Source organism: Nonomuraea maheshkhaliensis (assembly GCF_039529435.1).
Taxonomy (GTDB): Bacteria; Actinomycetota; Actinomycetes; order Streptosporangiales; family Streptosporangiaceae; genus Nonomuraea; species Nonomuraea maheshkhaliensis.
The window spans coordinates 51735-67934 of the sequence record NZ_BAAAMU010000059.1 but is presented as its reverse complement, the minus strand read 5'-3'; the positions used below and the strand labels follow the sequence as shown (position 1 = coordinate 67934).

21 protein-coding genes are annotated in these 16200 nt (G+C 72.4%); 11 read left to right on the top strand and 10 right to left on the bottom strand.

What is annotated here, in order from left to right; genetic code table 11:
- The 4 genes from ABFX54_RS32800 to ABFX54_RS32785 all read left to right on the top strand — a co-directional run.
- Positions 1-400, top strand: a 400-nt coding sequence (locus ABFX54_RS32800; RefSeq protein WP_346110456.1) for a hypothetical protein, incomplete at its 5' end; no start/stop codon positions are given.
- 221 nt (positions 401-621) lie between these two features.
- Positions 622-963: a DoxX family protein gene (locus tag ABFX54_RS32795; RefSeq protein WP_346110455.1), complete on the top strand. Its 342-nt coding sequence runs from the start codon at positions 622-624 to the stop codon at positions 961-963.
- 76 nt (positions 964-1039) lie between these two features.
- Positions 1040-1561: a SigE family RNA polymerase sigma factor gene (locus ABFX54_RS32790; RefSeq protein WP_346110454.1), complete on the top strand. Its 522-nt coding sequence runs from the start codon at positions 1040-1042 to the stop codon at positions 1559-1561.
- Positions 1558-2667: a hypothetical protein gene (locus ABFX54_RS32785; RefSeq protein WP_346110453.1), complete on the top strand. Its 1110-nt coding sequence runs from the start codon at positions 1558-1560 to the stop codon at positions 2665-2667. The genes ABFX54_RS32790 and ABFX54_RS32785 overlap by 4 nt, the downstream gene beginning before the upstream one ends.
- 45 nt (positions 2668-2712) lie before the next feature.
- Here the strand turns inward: ABFX54_RS32785 and ABFX54_RS32780 are convergent, their stop codons facing one another.
- From ABFX54_RS32780 to ABFX54_RS32770, 3 genes are all read right to left on the bottom strand, one after another.
- Positions 2713-3567, bottom strand: coding sequence for an aldo/keto reductase (locus ABFX54_RS32780; protein WP_346110452.1), 855 nt, complete (start codon positions 3565-3567; stop codon positions 2713-2715).
- Positions 3568-3639: 72 nt separating this feature from the next.
- Entirely contained in the window at positions 3640-4491 is an 852-nt protein-coding gene (locus ABFX54_RS32775; RefSeq protein WP_346110451.1) for an SAM-dependent methyltransferase, read from the bottom strand.
- A gap of 60 nt (positions 4492-4551) precedes the next feature.
- On the bottom strand, positions 4552-4923 hold the full coding sequence (locus ABFX54_RS32770) for a zeta toxin family protein (protein ID WP_346110450.1): 372 nt from the start codon (positions 4921-4923) through the stop codon (positions 4552-4554).
- Positions 4924-4969: 46 nt separating this feature from the next.
- Between ABFX54_RS32770 and ABFX54_RS32765 the strand changes: the two genes are divergently transcribed.
- Both ABFX54_RS32765 and ABFX54_RS32760 read left to right on the top strand, forming a co-directional pair.
- Positions 4970-5539 carry a TetR/AcrR family transcriptional regulator gene (locus ABFX54_RS32765; protein ID WP_346110449.1) on the top strand — a complete coding sequence of 190 codons (570 nt, stop codon included), beginning with the start codon at positions 4970-4972 and terminating at the stop codon, positions 5537-5539.
- A gap of 1 nt (position 5540) precedes the next feature.
- Positions 5541-5927, top strand: a complete 387-nt coding sequence (locus ABFX54_RS32760) for a tautomerase family protein (RefSeq protein ID WP_346110448.1) — start codon at positions 5541-5543, stop codon at positions 5925-5927.
- Between the two features lie 40 nt (positions 5928-5967).
- On the opposite strand, the gene ABFX54_RS32755 is transcribed toward ABFX54_RS32760, so the two are convergent.
- Both ABFX54_RS32755 and ABFX54_RS32750 read right to left on the bottom strand, forming a co-directional pair.
- Positions 5968-6393: a DUF6010 family protein gene (locus ABFX54_RS32755; RefSeq protein ID WP_346110447.1), complete on the bottom strand. Its 426-nt coding sequence runs from the start codon at positions 6391-6393 to the stop codon at positions 5968-5970.
- A gap of 162 nt (positions 6394-6555) precedes the next feature.
- Positions 6556-7398: a hypothetical protein gene (locus tag ABFX54_RS32750; RefSeq protein WP_346110446.1), complete on the bottom strand. Its 843-nt coding sequence runs from the start codon at positions 7396-7398 to the stop codon at positions 6556-6558.
- 403 nt (positions 7399-7801) lie between these two features.
- Here ABFX54_RS32750 and ABFX54_RS32745 point away from each other — a divergent pair, with 403 nt between their 5' ends.
- Positions 7802-8401 (top strand): TetR/AcrR family transcriptional regulator, encoded by a 600-nt coding sequence (locus tag ABFX54_RS32745; RefSeq protein WP_346110445.1) that lies wholly within the window; start codon positions 7802-7804, stop codon positions 8399-8401.
- 52 nt (positions 8402-8453) lie between these two features.
- Here ABFX54_RS32745 and ABFX54_RS32740 read toward each other — a convergent pair whose 3' ends face one another.
- A complete protein-coding gene (locus ABFX54_RS32740) occupies positions 8454-8951 on the bottom strand; it encodes an FBP domain-containing protein (protein ID WP_346110444.1) in 498 nt (165 codons plus the stop codon).
- Between the two features lie 72 nt (positions 8952-9023).
- Between ABFX54_RS32740 and ABFX54_RS32735 the strand changes: the two genes are divergently transcribed.
- Positions 9024-9605 (top strand): TetR/AcrR family transcriptional regulator, encoded by a 582-nt coding sequence (locus ABFX54_RS32735; protein ID WP_346110443.1) that lies wholly within the window; start codon positions 9024-9026, stop codon positions 9603-9605.
- Here the strand turns inward: ABFX54_RS32735 and ABFX54_RS32730 are convergent.
- Complete coding sequence (locus tag ABFX54_RS32730) at positions 9602-10456, bottom strand: alpha/beta fold hydrolase (protein ID WP_346110442.1); 855 nt, start codon at positions 10454-10456, stop codon at positions 9602-9604. The genes ABFX54_RS32735 and ABFX54_RS32730 overlap by 4 nt on opposite strands.
- A gap of 162 nt (positions 10457-10618) precedes the next feature.
- Between ABFX54_RS32730 and ABFX54_RS32725 the strand changes: the two genes are divergently transcribed.
- Entirely contained in the window at positions 10619-11107 is a 489-nt protein-coding gene (locus ABFX54_RS32725; protein ID WP_346110441.1) for a GNAT family N-acetyltransferase, read from the top strand.
- A gap of 49 nt (positions 11108-11156) precedes the next feature.
- Positions 11157-12440: a cytochrome P450 gene (locus ABFX54_RS32720; RefSeq protein ID WP_346110440.1), complete on the top strand. Its 1284-nt coding sequence runs from the start codon at positions 11157-11159 to the stop codon at positions 12438-12440.
- On the opposite strand, the gene ABFX54_RS32715 is transcribed toward ABFX54_RS32720, so the two are convergent.
- Entirely contained in the window at positions 12425-13336 is a 912-nt protein-coding gene (locus ABFX54_RS32715; protein ID WP_346110439.1) for an RNA polymerase sigma-70 factor, read from the bottom strand. The genes ABFX54_RS32720 and ABFX54_RS32715 overlap by 16 nt on opposite strands.
- 243 nt (positions 13337-13579) lie before the next feature.
- A complete protein-coding gene (locus tag ABFX54_RS32710) occupies positions 13580-14539 on the bottom strand; it encodes a helix-turn-helix transcriptional regulator (protein WP_346110438.1) in 960 nt (319 codons plus the stop codon).
- 128 nt (positions 14540-14667) lie between these two features.
- Here ABFX54_RS32710 and ABFX54_RS32705 point away from each other — a divergent pair, with 128 nt between their 5' ends.
- Complete coding sequence (locus tag ABFX54_RS32705) at positions 14668-15351, top strand: alpha/beta fold hydrolase (RefSeq protein ID WP_346110437.1); 684 nt, start codon at positions 14668-14670, stop codon at positions 15349-15351.
- Positions 15352-15373: 22 nt separating this feature from the next.
- On the opposite strand, the gene ABFX54_RS32700 is transcribed toward ABFX54_RS32705, so the two are convergent.
- Positions 15374-16189, bottom strand: coding sequence for an SAM-dependent methyltransferase (locus ABFX54_RS32700; RefSeq protein ID WP_346110436.1), 816 nt, complete (start codon positions 16187-16189; stop codon positions 15374-15376).
- Positions 16190-16200 lie beyond the last annotated feature (11 nt).

The following is a 16200-nucleotide window of genomic DNA, read 5'->3' as shown; positions in this document are numbered from 1 at the left end:
CGCCGGCGGCCGCACCGCCGAGGCCGTCGCCGTCGAGCTGCTCGCCGCCACCGGCGCGAGCGCGGACGCCCTGGCCGGGCTGACCCTCCAGGACCTGCGGGCGGTCGCGTCAGGGGAGCCCGCCATCGTGACCATGCACGACGCGCGGGGCGACCTCGTCGCCTTCCCGGTCCCGACGCCGGCCCGCCCCCTGCTGTGCCACCTGTCGTCCGACCGGACGGCGGGGGAGCCCCTGCTCACGCGCGCCGACGGCCGGCCGGTGGACGTGCGCTGGCTCAGGAACGCCCTCACCGACGCCGCCCTCGCCGGCGGCATCCCCCGGCGACGCGCCGAACTGCTCGACCCCCACATGCTCCGCGCCACCACGGTGACCGAGTACCTGCGCGACCGCGCGACCTGAGCAGGCGGGGCACCACAACGCCCCGCCCCTCGCCCCTTGGACCCTCGCCCTTTGGATTCCCGGCTCCTGGATCCTCGGCGAGCCGATCCCTGGGCCGGAAGCGTTCGCGCGAGGGGGTGTCACACTCGTGCCCCGGCCCGGGTCAAGGCGGTGAATGCGTCTGAATCGGCCGCTCCGGGGCACCGCGCCCGGGCCGGCGGCCGTTCGTGAAGGAGCGTCTGATGTTCACTGCCGTCGTCACCGTCCTGACCGCCCTCTGGGTGGGTTTCTCCGCGCTGTCCATCTTCATCCGCGCCAAGTGGGTCGTGGAGCCGCTGTCCGAGTACGGCGTCGCCCGCAGGTGGTGGCCCTGGCTGGGCACGGCCAAGGCCGCGGGGGCCGCCGGGCTGCTGGCGGGGCTGGTCGTGCCCGTCGCCGGGGTCATGGCCGGGATCGGGCTGGTGCTGTACTTCACCGGGGCCGTGATCACCGTGCTCAGGGCGCGCTCGTACGCCCACGTCCCGTTCCCGCTGCTGTATCTCGCGCCGGTCGTGGCCGTGCTGGCGCTGGGCCCGGTCGCCTGAGGCCGTACGAGAATCTGGACGACCACTACAACCTTTCGCCCGCCCCCGGCGTAGGGAACGGGCGAGAGGAGTCGAATTGAACGATCACGACGGCTTCCGCGAGTTCGTGCTCGTCCGCCAGCAAGCGCTGATGCGGACGGCGTACCTGCTCACGGGGGACGCGCACCTCGCCGAGGACCTGCTGCAGAGCGTGCTGGTCAAGATGCTCGGGCAGTGGGGCAAGCTGTCCAAGGGCGGCGGCGACCCGGTGGCGTACACGCGCAAGGCGCTGGTGAACCAGTACATCTCGTGGCGCCGCCGACCCCGCGTCGAGCTGCCGAGCGCCGCCGTACCCGAGCACGGCGTCTCGAGCGACGAGAGGACGCTGGACCGGATCGTGCTGCGCCAGGCGATGACCCGGCTGGCCCCCAAGCAGCGGGCCGTGATCGTGCTGCGCTTCTGGGAGGACATGACCGAGGCGCAGGCGGCCGAGGTGCTCGGGTGCTCCGTCGGCAACGTCAAGAGCCAGACCCATCACGCGCTGGCCCGGCTGCGGACGATCGCTCCCGAGCTGGCGCACCTGCTGTCCGAGAACGAGATCGAGGAGGTGGCCCGGTGACGAGGCTGCGCGAGGCGCTGGGCGACATCGCCGCCGACGCCCCCATGGTGAACCTGGCCGACCTGGTGATCGCCGGGCACCGCCGCAGGCGGATACGGACGGCGCTGGCCATCACGTCCGTGACGGCGCTCGCGGTGGCGGGCGCGACGAGCGCGGCCCTGGTGATGCCGTGGCACCGGCTCGCCGCCGACGCCACGCCGCAGAACGCCGTGAAGGTGCCCGAACTGCCCGAGGGGAAGGTGGGGGCGGTCAGCCACGCCTACCGGACGGCGTGCACGGCCGGCCAGGCCCCCCGGACGATCGACTGCGGCCCCGCCGAGTGGCGGGTGGTCACCGCCGGCGGCACGACGTACCGGATGCCGCAGGCGCTCGCTTTCACCGCGGCGCACAACCGCGTCCCCCTCGCGCTCAGCCGCGACGGCCGCAAGCTCGCCTACTACAGCGACGAGGCGGCGGCCTTCGTGGTGCGCGACCTCATGACCGGGCGTGAGGTGACCTCGCCGATCAGGTTCCGGCAGGAGGAGATCAAGGCCGGCGCCATCCTCGTGCTCTCCGACGACGGCCGCCACCTGGCCTTCGACCCGCTGATCGGGAAGAAGCGCCCCACGACGCTGATCGATCTGCGCACCGGGAGGGCGAAGCGGCTGAACAGCCGGTACGAGCCGATCAGCATCAAACAGGGGGTCGTCGAACTGGTCCGTTACGTCAAGACCGACCTGTGGCGGATGCCCGTGGCAGGCGGCGGGAAGCCGGTCCGGTTCAAGGGGGCCTGGATCGGCTTCAGCGAGCTGCACCAGGACGGCCGCACGGTGGTCGCGATCGACCACGCGGACTACCGGAAGGGTGCGCGCACCACGTTCGGCGTGCTCGACGCCGAGACCGGGCGAATCGTACGGAAGGTGCAGATGACCGGCGTGCCGGCGACGACGGGGATCGACGGACTGTCCGTGTGGCGCAGCGAGAAGGTCGTCACGGTGGCGACGTCCGTCGAGTCGAGCCGACGCCTCTACGCGGTGGACGTCACCACCGGCACGGCCACGCTGCTGACCGACCTCGGCACCAAGGCCCGGGAGCTGGTTCTCCCGGGGGACGCCTCGGGGAAGTAGCCGGAACGCGGCGCCCCCTCAGGGCGGGGGCGCCGGTCGCTGAGGTCAGCTCAGGCGGGCGAGCTCCTCCGCGCTCAGCTCCAGGGCCGCGGCGCCGGCGGAGTCGACGATGGTCTCCGGCCGGCTGGCGCCCGGGATCGGGATGACGACCGGGCTGCGGGCCAGCTCCCAGGCCAGGCAGACCTGCTGCGGGGACACGCCGTGCGCCTGCGCGATGTCGGTGAAGGCGGCGTTGCGCTCGCGCAGCTCGCCGGTGCGGCCGATGCCGCCGAGCGGCGACCAGGGCAGGAAGGCCAGGCCGAGCTCCTCGCACACGTCGATCTCGGGCTCACTGGTACGGAACCGCGGCGAGTACTCGTTCTGCACGCTCACCAGGCGCTCGCCGAGGATGTCGTGGGCGAGCCTGATCTGCGCCGGATCGGCGTTCGAGATGCCGGCCATCCGGATCTTGCCGGCGTCGTGCAGCTCCTTCAACGCGCCGATGGTCTCCTCGTACGGCACCTTCGGGTCGGGCCGGTGGTGCTGGTAGAGCCCGATGCTGTCCACACCCAGGGCCTTCAGCGACCGGTCGCAAGCCTCCCGCAGGTACGACGGGCTCCCGTCCATGTCCCAGCCGTCCGGCGTACGGGTGTGGCCGCCCTTGGTGGCGACGAGCACGGAGCCGGTGTCACCGCCCCAGCGCGCCAGCGCCTTGGCCACCAGGCGTTCGTTGTGGCCGACCTCCTCGTGGGAGGGCGTGTAGGCGTCGGCCGTGTCGATCAGGGTGATGCCGGCGTCCAGGGCGGCGAGGATCGTCCGGATCGACTGCTCCTCGTCCGGCATGTGACCGGCCACCGACATGGGCATGGCCCCGAGCCCGATGGCGCTGACCTGGACGTTTCCGATGGCACGCGTTCTCATGGCGTTCTGCATGAGGACAGCCTGTCTGCTGGAGTGCACTCCAGGTCAAACAGGCCATCCGCGTGTCGCGCCTCAGCGCCGCCGGCCGACCCCCGCCAGGACTCCGCCCTTGGCCAGCCCGGGCGCCGGGTACGGGTCGTCGTCGCGCCACTCCTGGACCGGTACGATCCCCGGCTCCAGCAGCTCAAGCCCGGCGAAGTAGCCGCGCATGGTCTCCCGGTCGCGCCAGGTGATCGTCCCCGCGGCCGAGCGACGGTAGACGCCCCTGGCCTCGTCCATCTTGTCGGCCCGTCCCTCCTCGGGCTCGACGTAGCTGTGGGAGATCACCAGATGGCCGCCGGGCACCAGGGCCTCGCGCAGGGTGGCGACGATCGCGGCCACCTCGTCGTCGTCGGGGAAGAAGTGGAAGACGGCCGCCACGATGATCGCGACCGGCTGGGAGAGGTCGAGGTGGGCGGCGGCGGCCTTCAGGATGGCGTCGGGCCGGTGCAGGTCGCCCTCGATCACGGCGGTGTGGGGGTTGTCGGCGAGCAGGGCCTGGGCGTGGACGAGCACGATCGGGTCGTCGTCGACGTAGACGACCTTCGAGCCGGGCGCCTCCCGCTGGACCACCTGGTGCACGTTGTCCTGGGTGGGCAGGCCCGTGCCGATGTCGAGGAACTGCCGTACGCCCGAGCCGGCGATGTGGCGTACGGCGCGGACGAGGAAGCCGCGGTTGGCCAGGGCCATCTCCCGCACGTCGGCGCCGCTCTCGCGGGCGATGGCGACGATCTGCTCCGCCGCCACCCGGTCGGCGTGGAAGTTGTCCTTGCCGCCCAGGTAGTAGTCGTACATGCGCGCGACGCTGGGAACCGTCGGATCGACCCCTTGGGGAGCCCGCTCGTCCGGTAAGCCCTGCGCGTCGCGATCGTGATCTCCGGCCATGATCCCGCCTTCCTCGCCCTGATCGGATCATACGAGACGAACGGCCGCTTGTGATCTTCGTCACCCGGCCTGTTCGCGTGCCCAGGCGAGAATCCGCTCCGCCACCCCGGCGGCCGGCTCGCCGCCGCCCGTGCCGAAGACCTTGGGGATCAGCTCGCGACCCTCGGCGGCGTCCGCCAGCGCGCCGCCGATCCACTCGGCGGGGCCGCCGCGCGCCCGCAGCCTGCGTATCCGCTCGTCGTCCGGGCAGTCCAGCAGCGCCCAGCGGGCCGGCTCCGCCCACCGCGCTCCCGGCGCGAGCTCGCCGGGGTCGTCCATGTTCATGACGACGACCCCGCCCGCCCGCTCGACCAGATGGGGGAGCAGGGTCGTCTTGCCCGCGCCCGGCGCGCCCGCGAGCAGGCACAGAGGGGCCATCGCGTGATCTTCCACCTGGTGGATGGTAGCGAATGAGACTGTACCTACTAGTATGTACGGCATGGACACGAGGGAACGGCTCATCCAGAGCACCCGCGAGCTGCTGTGGGAGCGCGGTTACGTGGGCACGAGCCCGAAGGCGATCCAGGAGCGGGCCGGCGCCGGCCAGGGGAGCATGTACCACCACTTCCGCGGCAAGCCGGACCTGGCCAGGGCCGCGATCGACCGCAGCGCAACGGAGCTGAGGGACAGGGCGCAGGCCGCGTTCACCGGCCCCGGCACCGCCCTGGAGCAGGTCGCCGCCTACCTGCGCCGCGAACGCGACGCCCTCAAGGGCTGCCCCGTCGGCCGCCTCACCCAGGACCCCGACGTGATGAAGGACCCGGAGCTGCGCGAGCCGATCGAGCGCACCTTCTCCTGGCTCACCGGCCGGCTGACGGAGTCGCTGACGCGCGCCCGCGACGACGGCGACCTCGGCGCGGGCCTCGACCCTGCCGCCACGGCCACGGCACTGGTCGCGGTGGTGCAGGGCGGCTACGTGCTGGCCCGCGCCACCGGCTCGGCCGCCGCCTACGCCCAGGCCGTCGAGGGCGCCCTCGCCCTGCTCGCCGTCCGCCCAGGAGAGGACTGACATGCCCTTCGTCCGCATCGACGCGCTCAGGGCCGGCCCCGACCGGCTCGACGCGCTCGGCCGCGCCGTGCACGACGCCATGGCCGAGACCATCGGCATCCCGTACGACGACCGCTTCCAGGTCCTGACCAGCCACGACGGCACCACCGGCACGCTGCGCTACGACGGCTTCCCCGGCATCGGCCGCGACGACGACCTCGTGTTCGTGGCGATCACGTTCCGCTCGGGGCGCACGCCCGCGCAGAAGAGGGCGCTCTACCGGCGCATCGCCGAACTCGCCCACGAGTACGCCGGCACCGAGCCCCGGAACGTGTTCGTCACGCTGACCGAGAACGAGTCGATCGACTGGTCGTTCGGGGACGGGATCGCGCAGTATGCCCCGGACTGACGGGCCTTTCCGCTCATACCGGCTACGGGCCCGCCGAGCGTCACTCCTGTTCGGGCCCGCCCAGCGCGGGATCGCGGCGGATCCGGGCCGGTACCAGGCCGACGATGGAGGGCCCGCCCGCGAAGCACCACAGCGCTATCACCGGGTCGCAGATGGCGCAGCCGAACGACGACAGCTCGGCGAAGGGCAGCAGCGGGGTGCCGTTCAGATGGTGGATCACGTCCCACGCGGTGTGCAGCAGCCAGCCGACGCCGATCCAGGTCCAGCTCTCCAGCCCCCGGTAGGCGACGTAACTCATCACGACCGGCAGCACGAACTCCCACGGACCGAGCCCGTCCCCGCTCAGGTAGGCGGCGCCCGCCCCGGCCACCACGACGGCGTTGAGCGGGCGCCGGTGCCGCTCGGGGACCAGGGAGATCAGGGTGACGGCGACGACGCCGATGAGGATCGGCATGACGATGGACATGGGACGTGATCATCCGTTTCTGGGGTGGTCGCGGCGGGTGCGCAGGCAACGCTAGGCCGCCCGGCACCCTCGCCCCAGTGGGCCGATCGACAATTTCCCACGGGATATCGCCAGCCACCTGCCCGCTCACCTGCCCGCTCACCTGCCCGCTCACTGGGCCGGTCAGGAGCCCGGTGTCTCGGTCGGTGTCTCGGTCGGTGTCTCTGTGGGGGTCTCTGTCGGGGTTTCCGTGGGAGTCTCCGTCGGGACCTCGGTCGGCGTCTCGGTCGGCGTCTCGGTCGGTGCCTCGGTCGGTGCCTCGGTGGGGGGCGGTGTCGCGGTGTCCGACGGGATCGGCGTGGCGGTCGTCGTCGGCGTCGGGCAGGGAGCCGGCGTCTGCCACGTCGGCACGACCCCTCTCCACCACTGCTTGGCCCGCTTCCACTCGCGGTTGTTCCACGGGTACAGCCGGACGGGGCGCGACAGGTCGAGCACGTTCAGCGCCCTGGCCGTCGTGCCGTCCGTGGTGGCCGTCACCGACACCCAGCCGCCCTGCTCGATCTGGGCCTCCCGGTCACGGAAGCGCACCGGCCGGCGCGTGGTCTCGTCGATCGTGTACGTCTGCTCGAACCCGTCCTGGCTGCGTACCGTGATGGAGTCCGTCGCGAGGGCGGACACCTGCCCCGTCTGGGCGAGCACCGTGACGGTGCCGCACCCGTCCTTGGTCGGGACCACGAACTCGCCGTGCATCGCGCCCAGGAAGCTCCAGGGGTTGATCGACGGCACCTCGGTCGCGGTGGGCGTCGGAGCCGGAGTCTCCGTCGGTACGGGGGTTTCCGTCGGAGTTCCGGTCGGAGTTCCTGTGGGGGACCCGGTGATCGTCGGGGTCGGGGCCGGCGGCGTCAGGGTGGCCGCCGAGGCCGTCACGGTCACACCGAGCCCGCCGGCCGTGACGATCGCGACGGCCGCGACCTTGAGCAACTGCCGGGAGACCCGCCGCTGCGGGCGCGGTCGGTCGAACCTCATACGCGTCCTCCATGTGGATCGGAGTCATCTGGCCCTCCACCCGGCGAACCGGCGCATGGCGACGACCGCCACGGCGGTCTGCCGTGACGTGGAGGGAGGGGCTGAACTCGCGTCATTTGTCGAAGGCGAACAGGCCGGACTACGGCGCCGGCACCACCACAACGGGTACGGGTGCCGGACGCGAACGCTAGCTCTGGTTGGACGTTCGGGCGGACTCAGTAGGTTCCGCCGTTTTCTCCGCAGTAGTCCGATCAGTGGGTACGCCACCGTTCCGGACAGCCGGCATCCAGGGTCAGGAAGGGATGACGTCGAACGTGCGGAGTGAGTGTTCACTCCAGATCGATGGGGCGCGCCGGCCGATAAAGTTGCCAGTGGCTCCCCCCGCGAGGAAGGAAGGCGTGTCATGCCGACTGGAGTGGCCATGCGCGACGCGCGCCGGCAGCTGTTCGACGCCGCCGAACGGGTGCTGCTCCGCGCCGGCCCCCAGGCTCTGACCAGCCGCGCCGTCACCACCGAGGCGGGCTGCGCCAAGGGGGTCCTGCACCGGCACTTCGCCGACTTCGACGAGTTCCTGGCCGAGCTGGTCCGTGAGCGCATCGCCGGGGTCGAGCGGCAGGCGGCCGTCCTGCGCGCCGCCGCGGGCACCGGCACCGTGACCGGCAACCTCGCGGGCGCGCTCACCGAGTTGTTCGGCTCGGTCGCGGTGGCCGTCGTCGGCCTGCTCGTCTTCCGCGACGACCTGCGTGCGCTGCTCCGTGTCACCGCGCCCGCGGGCGTTCCGATCCTCACCGAGGCCACCGGCATGATCGCGGTCTATCTGGCCGAGGAGCGCGCCATGGGCCGCATCGCCGCGGACGCCGACGTCGACACCCTCGCGCTCATGCTGATCGGGTCCGGGCACCTGCTGTTCGCCGGGCGGGCGGGCGGCCCGCCGGACGAGGCCGAGGTCGAGCGGCTCGTGTCCACGGCCCTCGCCGACGTCCTCCAGCGCCGCCTGCTGTAACGGCCCTGTGGGCCGCCCGCGGCGATGCCGTCTTCGCGCCGTACCCAGAGTCTCAGGCGGCGATCTTGGCGAGGAAGGCGTCCAGGTTGGCGTGCAGGCGGGCGATCCTGCCCTCCAGCGGCAGCGTCTCCTCCAGATCGCCCCCGGACATCGACTCCTTCCTGCCCCGCAGGTACAACGAGCAGTCCAGGTCGTTGCAGAGGTACTGCCCGACGGTGTTGCCCAGCCGGCCCGCCTCGCCGGTGCGTCGCGCCGTCATCAGCGCCACGCCGCCGCCCGTCCGCGTGGTCAGGCAGAGCGAGCACATGCTGCGCGAGGTGAAGCCGCGCCCGCCGCCGGACGTCACCCGCAACGCGATCCCGGTCAGCCGCCCGTCATGTTCGACGACCAGATAGGTGCGCTCCGGCGCGCCAGGATCGCGCCAGCCCAGGAAGTCGAGGTCGTCCCACGGCTGGTCGTCGAGGTCCTTGGGCAGGCCGAGCCGCTTGGCCTCACCCTTGGAGCAGTTGACGAAGGACGCGCGGATGTCACGCTCGGTGATGGCTTTCATGAGTAGCGAGGCTAGACAAGCTCAAACTATTATGCAAATGCATAAATAGTTTAGGTTTCTGGGAGGACGTCCATGGCACGTGCGGGGGTGACCGTCGACCGCCTCACCGAGGTGGCGGCGGACCTGGCCGACGAGCTCGGCTTCGACAACGTGACGATCACGGCGCTGGCGCGCAGCTTCGGGGTCAAGGAGGGCAGCCTCTACTCCCACATCAAGAGCATGCGCGACCTGCGGATCAAGGTGGCGCTGTTCGCCCTGGCGGAGCTGGCCGACGAGGTGAGCGACGCGCTGGCCGGGCGTGCCGGCAAGGACGCGCTGGTGGCCTTCGCCAACGCCTACCGCGACTACGCCAGGCGGCATCCGGGACGCTACGCCGCCACCCGCTTCCCGCTCGACACGGAGACCGCGACGGCCAGCGCGGGCGTCCGGCACGCCGAGATGACGCGCGCCATCCTGCGCGGCTACCGGGTGCCCGAGGCGGACCAGATCGACGCGATCCGGCTGCTCGGCAGCACCTTCCACGGGTTCGTGAGCCTGGAGGCGGCCCAGTCCTTCAGCCATTCGAGCGGGGTGCGCGACACCGACAGCTCGTGGTCCGCGATCCTCGACGTCCTCCACTTCACCCTGTCCAACTGGCCGGGCACAGCCTCCTAGCCGGCGCCCGCGAGCTCGTGGCGGCGGGCCGTACGCGTGATCGCGGCGACGTGGTCGGGCCACAGCCGGCGCTCCAGCCAGTGACCCATGCCGGGATAGACGTGCAGCTCAGAGCCGGGGATCGCCTCGGCCATGTCCGCAGAGGCGTGCCAGTGCAGCAGCGGGTCGTCGCGTCCGTGCACCAGCACCGTGGGCGCCTCGACCGCGCGCAGCCGTTCGAGCCGCTCGGGGGCGCGCACCAGCGCCGCCCACTGGCGGGCCATGCCGTCGGGGGCGTAGCAGCGGTCGTACGCCTCGGCGGCGCGGTCGCGGGCCCACTCCACCTCCGACTCCGGATGGTCGGGCCGGGCCTCCCGGTGGGCGGCCGCCGCGTACGCGATCACCTCGTCGCGCCCGTACCTGGGCTGCGCCATCAGGCGCTCGGGGTGCTCGCCGTGCAGCACGTACCTCGGCGACCGCCCCGGGATCGAGTAGAACAGCGCCAGGCCGCATACCCGCCGCGGGTGCTCGATCGCCAGCAACTGCGCGATCATCCCGCCCATCGACCGGCCCGCCACGTGGGCGCTCTCCAGGCCCAGCGCGTCGAGCACCCTGACCACGTCGTACGCCATGTCCGACAGCCCGTAGCCGCCGTCGAGGTCCTCGGGGCCGCCGAACTTCTGCGACAGCCCGACGTCGCGGTTGTCCAGCCGGATGAGGTGGAACCCGGCGTCGATGAGGAGCGCGCAGAACTCCTCGTGCCAGCCGATGAGCTGCCCGCCGAAGCCCTCGATCAGCACCAGCGGCCTGCCGGACGGGTCTCCCGCCGTCTCGTAGTAGATCTCGACGTCCGAGGCGCTGGTGAAGGGCATGTGCGGCTCTCCCGGGGGTGTCGCGGGGGGACGCTCTGAGGCTACGGAGACCGGAGGAGGGGCGGCAATGTGCCGCCAACCCAGAGAATCTCGTCGTACTGTGCCGGTAGCCCAGCGGATAACCTGTCACGGGCGCGTCTTCGTCGCCCGTACGATGACCGGATGTTGATCAGAGAGGCCACCGAGGAGGACTGGGCGGCCGTGTGGCCGTTCCTCCGCAAGATCGTCGCCGCCGGCGAGACGTTCACCTACCCCGTCGACCTGGGCGCCGACCAGGCCCATGACTGGTGGATGCTGCCGGCGCCCAACCGCACGGTCGTCGCCGTGGACGACTCCGGCGAGGTGCTGGGCACGGCCAAGATGAACAACAACCAGTGGGGCAACGGCGCCCACGTCGCGAGTGCCAGTTACATGGTCGATCCGGCCCGTACCGGCCGCGGTGTGGGGCGGGCGCTGTGCGCGTACACGCTGGACTGGGCGCGGGCGCAGGGCTTTCGCGCCATGCAGTTCAACGGCGTCGTCGAGACGAACACGCACGCGGTGTCGCTCTACCGGTCGCTCGGCTTCGAGATCATCGGGACGGTGCCCGAGGGCTTCCGGCATCCGGAACGGGGATACGTGGGCCTCCACATCATGCACCGGCCACTCTGACCTGCTGGGCGGCCGAGCGGCCGGGCGGGCCGCATGGACCGGACACCGCGTGGGAATAGCCCTCCAGGTGACCGCCACCCCAGCAGCGTTGTCCGTGGCCGAGGCCGGCCGCTCGCTGGCCGTCCCCGCCACCTACGCCGACGAGGCCCGCCTGCACGCCGCCCTCACGCTCCTGCGCGAGCAGGCCCCCGTCCACCGCGTCGAGGCCCCCGGCTACGCGCCCTTCTGGGCCGTCACCCGGCACGCCGACATCACCGACATCGAACGCGACCACGCCCTGTGGCGCAACGCCCCGCGTCCCGTCCTGCGCACCGCCGCGCTCGACGCCGCGCTCGAAGCCCGCCGCGCCAAGGGCGGGGCCCTGGCGACGCTCGTGCACCTGGACGGCCGCCGCCACCGCGAGCTGCGCGCCATCGGGGCCGACTGGTTCCGCCCCAAGGCGATGCGCGAACTGAGAGCGCGCGTACGCGAACTGGCCGCGCGATACGTCACCGTCATGGCCGAGCACGGCGGCGCCTGCGACTTCGCCCGCGACGTCGCCGCCCACTACCCGCTCTACGTCATCCTCTCGCTGCTCGGCCTGCCCGAGTCCGACTTCCCGCGCATGCTCAGCCTGACCCAGCAACTGTTCGGCCAGGACGACGCCGACACCGGGCGCGGCTCGGGCACGCCCGTCGACCACACCTCGGTGCTGGAGGACCTCTTCGCCTACTTCCACGACCTGACCGCCCGCCGCCGCGCCACCCCCACCGGCGACCTGGCCTCGGAGATCGCCAACGCCCGCGTCGACGGCCACCACCTGGACGACAACACCGTCGCCTCGTACTACATCATCATCGCCACCGCCGGGCACGACACCACCAGCTCCACCATCGCCGGCGGCCTGGAAGCGCTCATCCGCCACCCGGCCGAGCTGCGCCGGCTGCGGGCCGACCCCGGCCTGCTGGGCCCGGCCGCCGAGGAGATGATCCGCTGGGTCAGCCCGGTCAAGTCGTTCATGCGCACGGCGTCCGCCGACACCCAGGTCCGCGGCACGCCCATCGCTGAGGGGGAGTCGGTGCTGCTGGCCTACCCGTCGGCGAACCGGGACGAGGAGGTCTTCCCCGAACCGTTCCGCTTCGACGCCGGACGCGACCCCAACCGGCACCTGGCGTTCGGCTCAGGCGTGCACTACTGCCTGGGCGCCGCGCTGGCCAGGATGGAGATCCAGGAGCTGTTCGCCGAGCTGCTGCCCCGGCTGACCCGCGTCGAGCCGGACGGTGAGCCCGCGCGGACGGCGACCACGTTCGTGGGCGGGCTCAAACGGCTGCCGATCCGCTACTCGCTCTCCTGACGCCGGCCGCCGGCCACGGCGGTCAGCTTGGCCGGGTTCATCATCCACATCACCTGCTCGATGCCCCGCTCCGAGGCGCTGACCGCGATGACCGTGAACACCTCACCGTCGCGGCTGAGCAGGGCCGCGGGCTGCCCGTTCACCGTCCCCCACGCCACCTCGACCCCCGTCCAGAATCGCGGCGCGAACGCCTTGATGACCTTCGCCACCCGCGTCGCTCCGACCACGGGGATGCGGGTTGCGCGCGCGGCGCCGCCGCCGTCGGAGTAGCTGACCACGTCCGCGGCGAAGAGCTCCTCCAGCGTGGCCAGGTCGCCGGCGCGGGCGGCGGCGACGAAGGCCGTCAGCAGCTTGCGCTGCGCGCCCGGGGTCACGGGGGCGCGGCGCTCGACGAGCACGCGCTTGCGGGCCCGGCTGACGAGCTGGCGCACCGCCGGCTCGCTGAGCCCCACGATCTCGGCGATCTGCGGGTAGGGGTAGTCGAACGCCTCCCGCAGCACGTACGCGGCCCGTTCCGTCGGCGAGAGCCGTTCCAGGAGCAGCAGCACCGCCAGGCTCAGCGCCTCACCGCGCTCGGCTCCCAGATAGGGGTCGGCGCCGGTGTCGACCGGCTCGGGCAGCCACGGGCCGACATACGTCTCTCGGCGCACGCGCGCGGACTGCAGCTCGTTGATCGCGAGCCGCGTGATCGTCGTGGCCAGGAACGCGGCCGGATTGTCCACCGTCGAACGGTCGTAGCCCTGCCAGCGCAGCCAGACGTCCTGCACCAGATCCTCGGCCTCGCCGGCGCTGCCCAGCATCCGGTACGCGATCCCGAACAGGCGTCCCCGCACGTCCGCGAACACCTCCGCGGCCCGTTCGAGCTCCTTCGGATCGTCCGACCCACTGTCCGTCACCGCCATCGCCCCCTGTCGCCCCCATTGTCCCCGCCGATCCCCCGACGAGCGGTGAGGCGGGGCCGGGCGGCGCGTCCGCCCGTCCGGCGCTCCCCACCCCGCGCCCGGCCGGAGATCGACACCGAACGCATCATAGGCGTCGCGCCCGACAGCCTCTGACGCGGCGGCCTTCGACACGACGGCCTCAGACGTGGCGGATTCTGCCGCGGCGGCTGCTCCGGTCCTGCGGGAAAGGGGGTGCGGTCAGCGGGGCTCCAGGGAGGCGGTGAGGCGGGAGGCGAGCTTCGCGACCGCGGCGCGCAGCTCGGGCCCGCCCTCGACGCGGAACGGGAACGGAATCGTGGGCAGCCACTCCTGCGCGTACATCGACGGGTTGCTCGTGCTGCCGACCAGCACACACCCCCCGTTCAGAGGTTCGAGCCGTCCCATGGGCGGCCGGATCCACGGCGCGACCTCCTCCCGAGGGGCGTCGAACACGACCCGCGTGCCGAACTCCCACCCGGTGCCCAGGTTCTCCTCCAGCACCGCCACCGGGTCGAGGCCGTCAGGAGGCTCGAAGGCCCGCGTCGTCCGCCGGACCTCGCGTACGCGGTCGACCCGGTACGTGCGCACGGCCCCCGCGTGGTGGGAGTGGCAAAGCAGGTACCAGCGGCCGTGGCGGACGACGACCGCCCACGGTTCGACCTCCGCCTCCCACTCGTTGCCCGACTCGCTCCGGTAGGCGACCACCACGCGCCGCCGGTCCGCGCCGGCGGCCACGAGCGCGCTGATGATCGCCGGGTCGGGCCGGGCCGAGAACCGGTCGGGCGCCGCCGAGGCGTGCTCGCGCAGCGCCGCCGCCTGCCGCCCGACGCTCTCCGGCAGCGCCCTGATGACCTTGCCGAGCGCGGCGCCGACGACGCCGCCCGCGGCGGTGGCGGCCGGCTGCCCGTCGGGCACCGCCATGACCAGGCCGAGCGCCTCCGGCTCGGTGAAGGCGACCGGGGGCAGCCGGGTGCCGCGCCCGAGCCGGTATCCGCCGTACGGGCCGCGGGTGGACTCGACCGGGATTCCCGCCTCGCGCAGGATCCCGACGTAGCGGCGCGCGGCCCGTTCGGTGACGTGCAGGTGATCGGCGAGCTCGGCGGCCGTCACGCCGGGGCGGTTCCTGAGGAGCTCCATCGTGCGCAGGGCCCGTGCGGTGGGGCTGAGGTCGGTCGGCACCCCTGAAGATTAGGAGGTCACGTCAGGAACAGGAAGCCGAACGTCCGGAATCGGTCCTAGCCTGGCGTGGCTACCGGGTCCCGCGGGTACGGCGCTCGCCGGGATGTACCAAGGAGAAAGACTGAAATATGGACATTCTGCTGATCGGCGGCCTCTGGCTCGACGCCTCCACCTGGGACGACGTCGTGCCCGCCCTGGAGGCGCACGGGCATCGCGCCGTGCCGGTCGCCCTGCCGGGCCAGGGCGACGGATCCCGTACGGCCACGCTGGACGACCAGGTGGCGGCGGTGCTCGCGGCCGTCGACGCGGCACGGGGCGAGGTCATGGTGGCGGGACACTCCGCCGCCTGCACCCTGGCCTGGCTGGCCGCCGACGCGCGCCCGGACCGGGTCGCCAAGGTCGCCCTCATCGGGGGTTTCCCGTCGGGCGACGGGCAGGCGTACGCCGACTTCTTCGAAGTGGAGGACGGGGTCATGCCGTTCCCCGGATGGGGGCCGTTCGAGGGGCCCGACTCCGCCGACCTCGACGAGCAGGCCAGGCGGGACTTCGCGAGCGCGGCCGTACCGGTGCCCGAGGGGGTGGCGAAGGGCGTGGTGCGCCTGACGGACGAGCGGCGGTTCGGCGTGCCCGTGCTGATGGTGTGCCCCGAGTTCACCCCCGCGCAGGCGCGCGAGTGGGTCGCGGCCGGGGACGTGCCTGAGCTGGCCAAGGCCGAGCGGGTCGACTACGTGGACCTCGGCTCCGGGCACTGGCCCATGCTCACCCGTCCGGCGGAGCTGGCCGACATCCTGGCCGCCGCCACCAGGCCCTGACCTGCCCGGAATGCAGGGGACCTCAGGGGACGCGGCCGACGGCGCAGAGGATGTCGGCGCCACCCGGACCGGCGAGCGAGGGATCGAGGGCGACCTCGGGGCGCCAGTCGGTCGTCGACACCAGGCCGGGCTCCATCAGCTCCAGCCCCTCGAAGAAGCCGGCGATCTGCTCGCGCGTGCGCGGGGTCACGTTGCCCGCGGTGGTCCTGCGGTAGACGTCCTTGCCCTCGCCGACCACGTCGCTGCCCAGCTCGCCCGCGGTCACGTGCGAGATGATCAGGTGGCTGCCGGACGGCAGGGACTCGCGGACGGTGCGGACGATGGACTGGGCCTGGTCGTCGTCGGGGATGAAGTGCAGCACCGCGAGCATCAGCACCGTCAAAGGCTGCCGGAAGTCGAGGTGGCCGGTGACGTCGGGGTGGCCCAGGATCGCCTTGGGGTCGCGCATGTCGCCCTCGACCACGATGACGTCGTCGGTCTCCGCCAGCAGGGCGCGGGCGTGCACGAGCACGATCGGGTCGTTGTCGACGTAGACCACCCGCGAGCCGGGGGAGAACCTGGCCGCGACCTGGTGCACGTTGTCCTGGGTCGGCAGCCCGGTGCCGATGTCGAGGAACTGGTGGGTGCCGCCTTCCGCGACCGCGCGTACGGCCCGCCCGAGGAACGCCCGGTTGGCCTGCGCGACCTCCTTCGCGTTGGGAGAGAGCTGGATGATCTGAGCGGCGGCCTCGCGGTCGGCGCGGAAGTTGTCCTTGCCGCCCAGGAGATAGTCGTACATCCGGGCCACGCTCGGCACGGTCGCGTCCACGCCCGCAGGTGCCCGCTCCTGCTCCGTCATGCCTTCTCCTC

Excerpts from the sequence above, each read along its gene's own strand:
- ABFX54_RS32795 (WP_346110455.1), top strand. The coding sequence starts at position 622 with ATGTTCACTGCCGTCGTCACCGTCCTGACCGCCCTCTGGGTGGGTTTC.
- ABFX54_RS32780 (WP_346110452.1), bottom strand. The coding sequence starts at position 3,567 with ATGAGAACGCGTGCCATCGGAAACGTCCAGGTCAGCGCCATCGGGCTC.
- ABFX54_RS32775 (WP_346110451.1), bottom strand. The coding sequence starts at position 4,491 with ATGGCCGGAGATCACGATCGCGACGCGCAGGGCTTACCGGACGAGCGG.
- ABFX54_RS32765 (WP_346110449.1), top strand. The coding sequence starts at position 4,970 with ATGGACACGAGGGAACGGCTCATCCAGAGCACCCGCGAGCTGCTGTGG.
- ABFX54_RS32760 (WP_346110448.1), top strand. The coding sequence starts at position 5,541 with ATGCCCTTCGTCCGCATCGACGCGCTCAGGGCCGGCCCCGACCGGCTC.
- ABFX54_RS32755 (WP_346110447.1), bottom strand. The coding sequence starts at position 6,393 with ATGTCCATCGTCATGCCGATCCTCATCGGCGTCGTCGCCGTCACCCTG.
- ABFX54_RS32750 (WP_346110446.1), bottom strand. The coding sequence starts at position 7,398 with ATGAGGTTCGACCGACCGCGCCCGCAGCGGCGGGTCTCCCGGCAGTTG.
- ABFX54_RS32745 (WP_346110445.1), top strand. The coding sequence starts at position 7,802 with ATGCCGACTGGAGTGGCCATGCGCGACGCGCGCCGGCAGCTGTTCGAC.
- ABFX54_RS32740 (WP_346110444.1), bottom strand. The coding sequence starts at position 8,951 with ATGAAAGCCATCACCGAGCGTGACATCCGCGCGTCCTTCGTCAACTGC.
- ABFX54_RS32735 (WP_346110443.1), top strand. The coding sequence starts at position 9,024 with ATGGCACGTGCGGGGGTGACCGTCGACCGCCTCACCGAGGTGGCGGCG.
- ABFX54_RS32730 (WP_346110442.1), bottom strand. The coding sequence starts at position 10,456 with ATGCCCTTCACCAGCGCCTCGGACGTCGAGATCTACTACGAGACGGCG.
- ABFX54_RS32725 (WP_346110441.1), top strand. The coding sequence starts at position 10,619 with ATGTTGATCAGAGAGGCCACCGAGGAGGACTGGGCGGCCGTGTGGCCG.
- ABFX54_RS32705 (WP_346110437.1), top strand. The coding sequence starts at position 14,668 with ATGGACATTCTGCTGATCGGCGGCCTCTGGCTCGACGCCTCCACCTGG.
- ABFX54_RS32700 (WP_346110436.1), bottom strand. The coding sequence starts at position 16,189 with ATGACGGAGCAGGAGCGGGCACCTGCGGGCGTGGACGCGACCGTGCCG.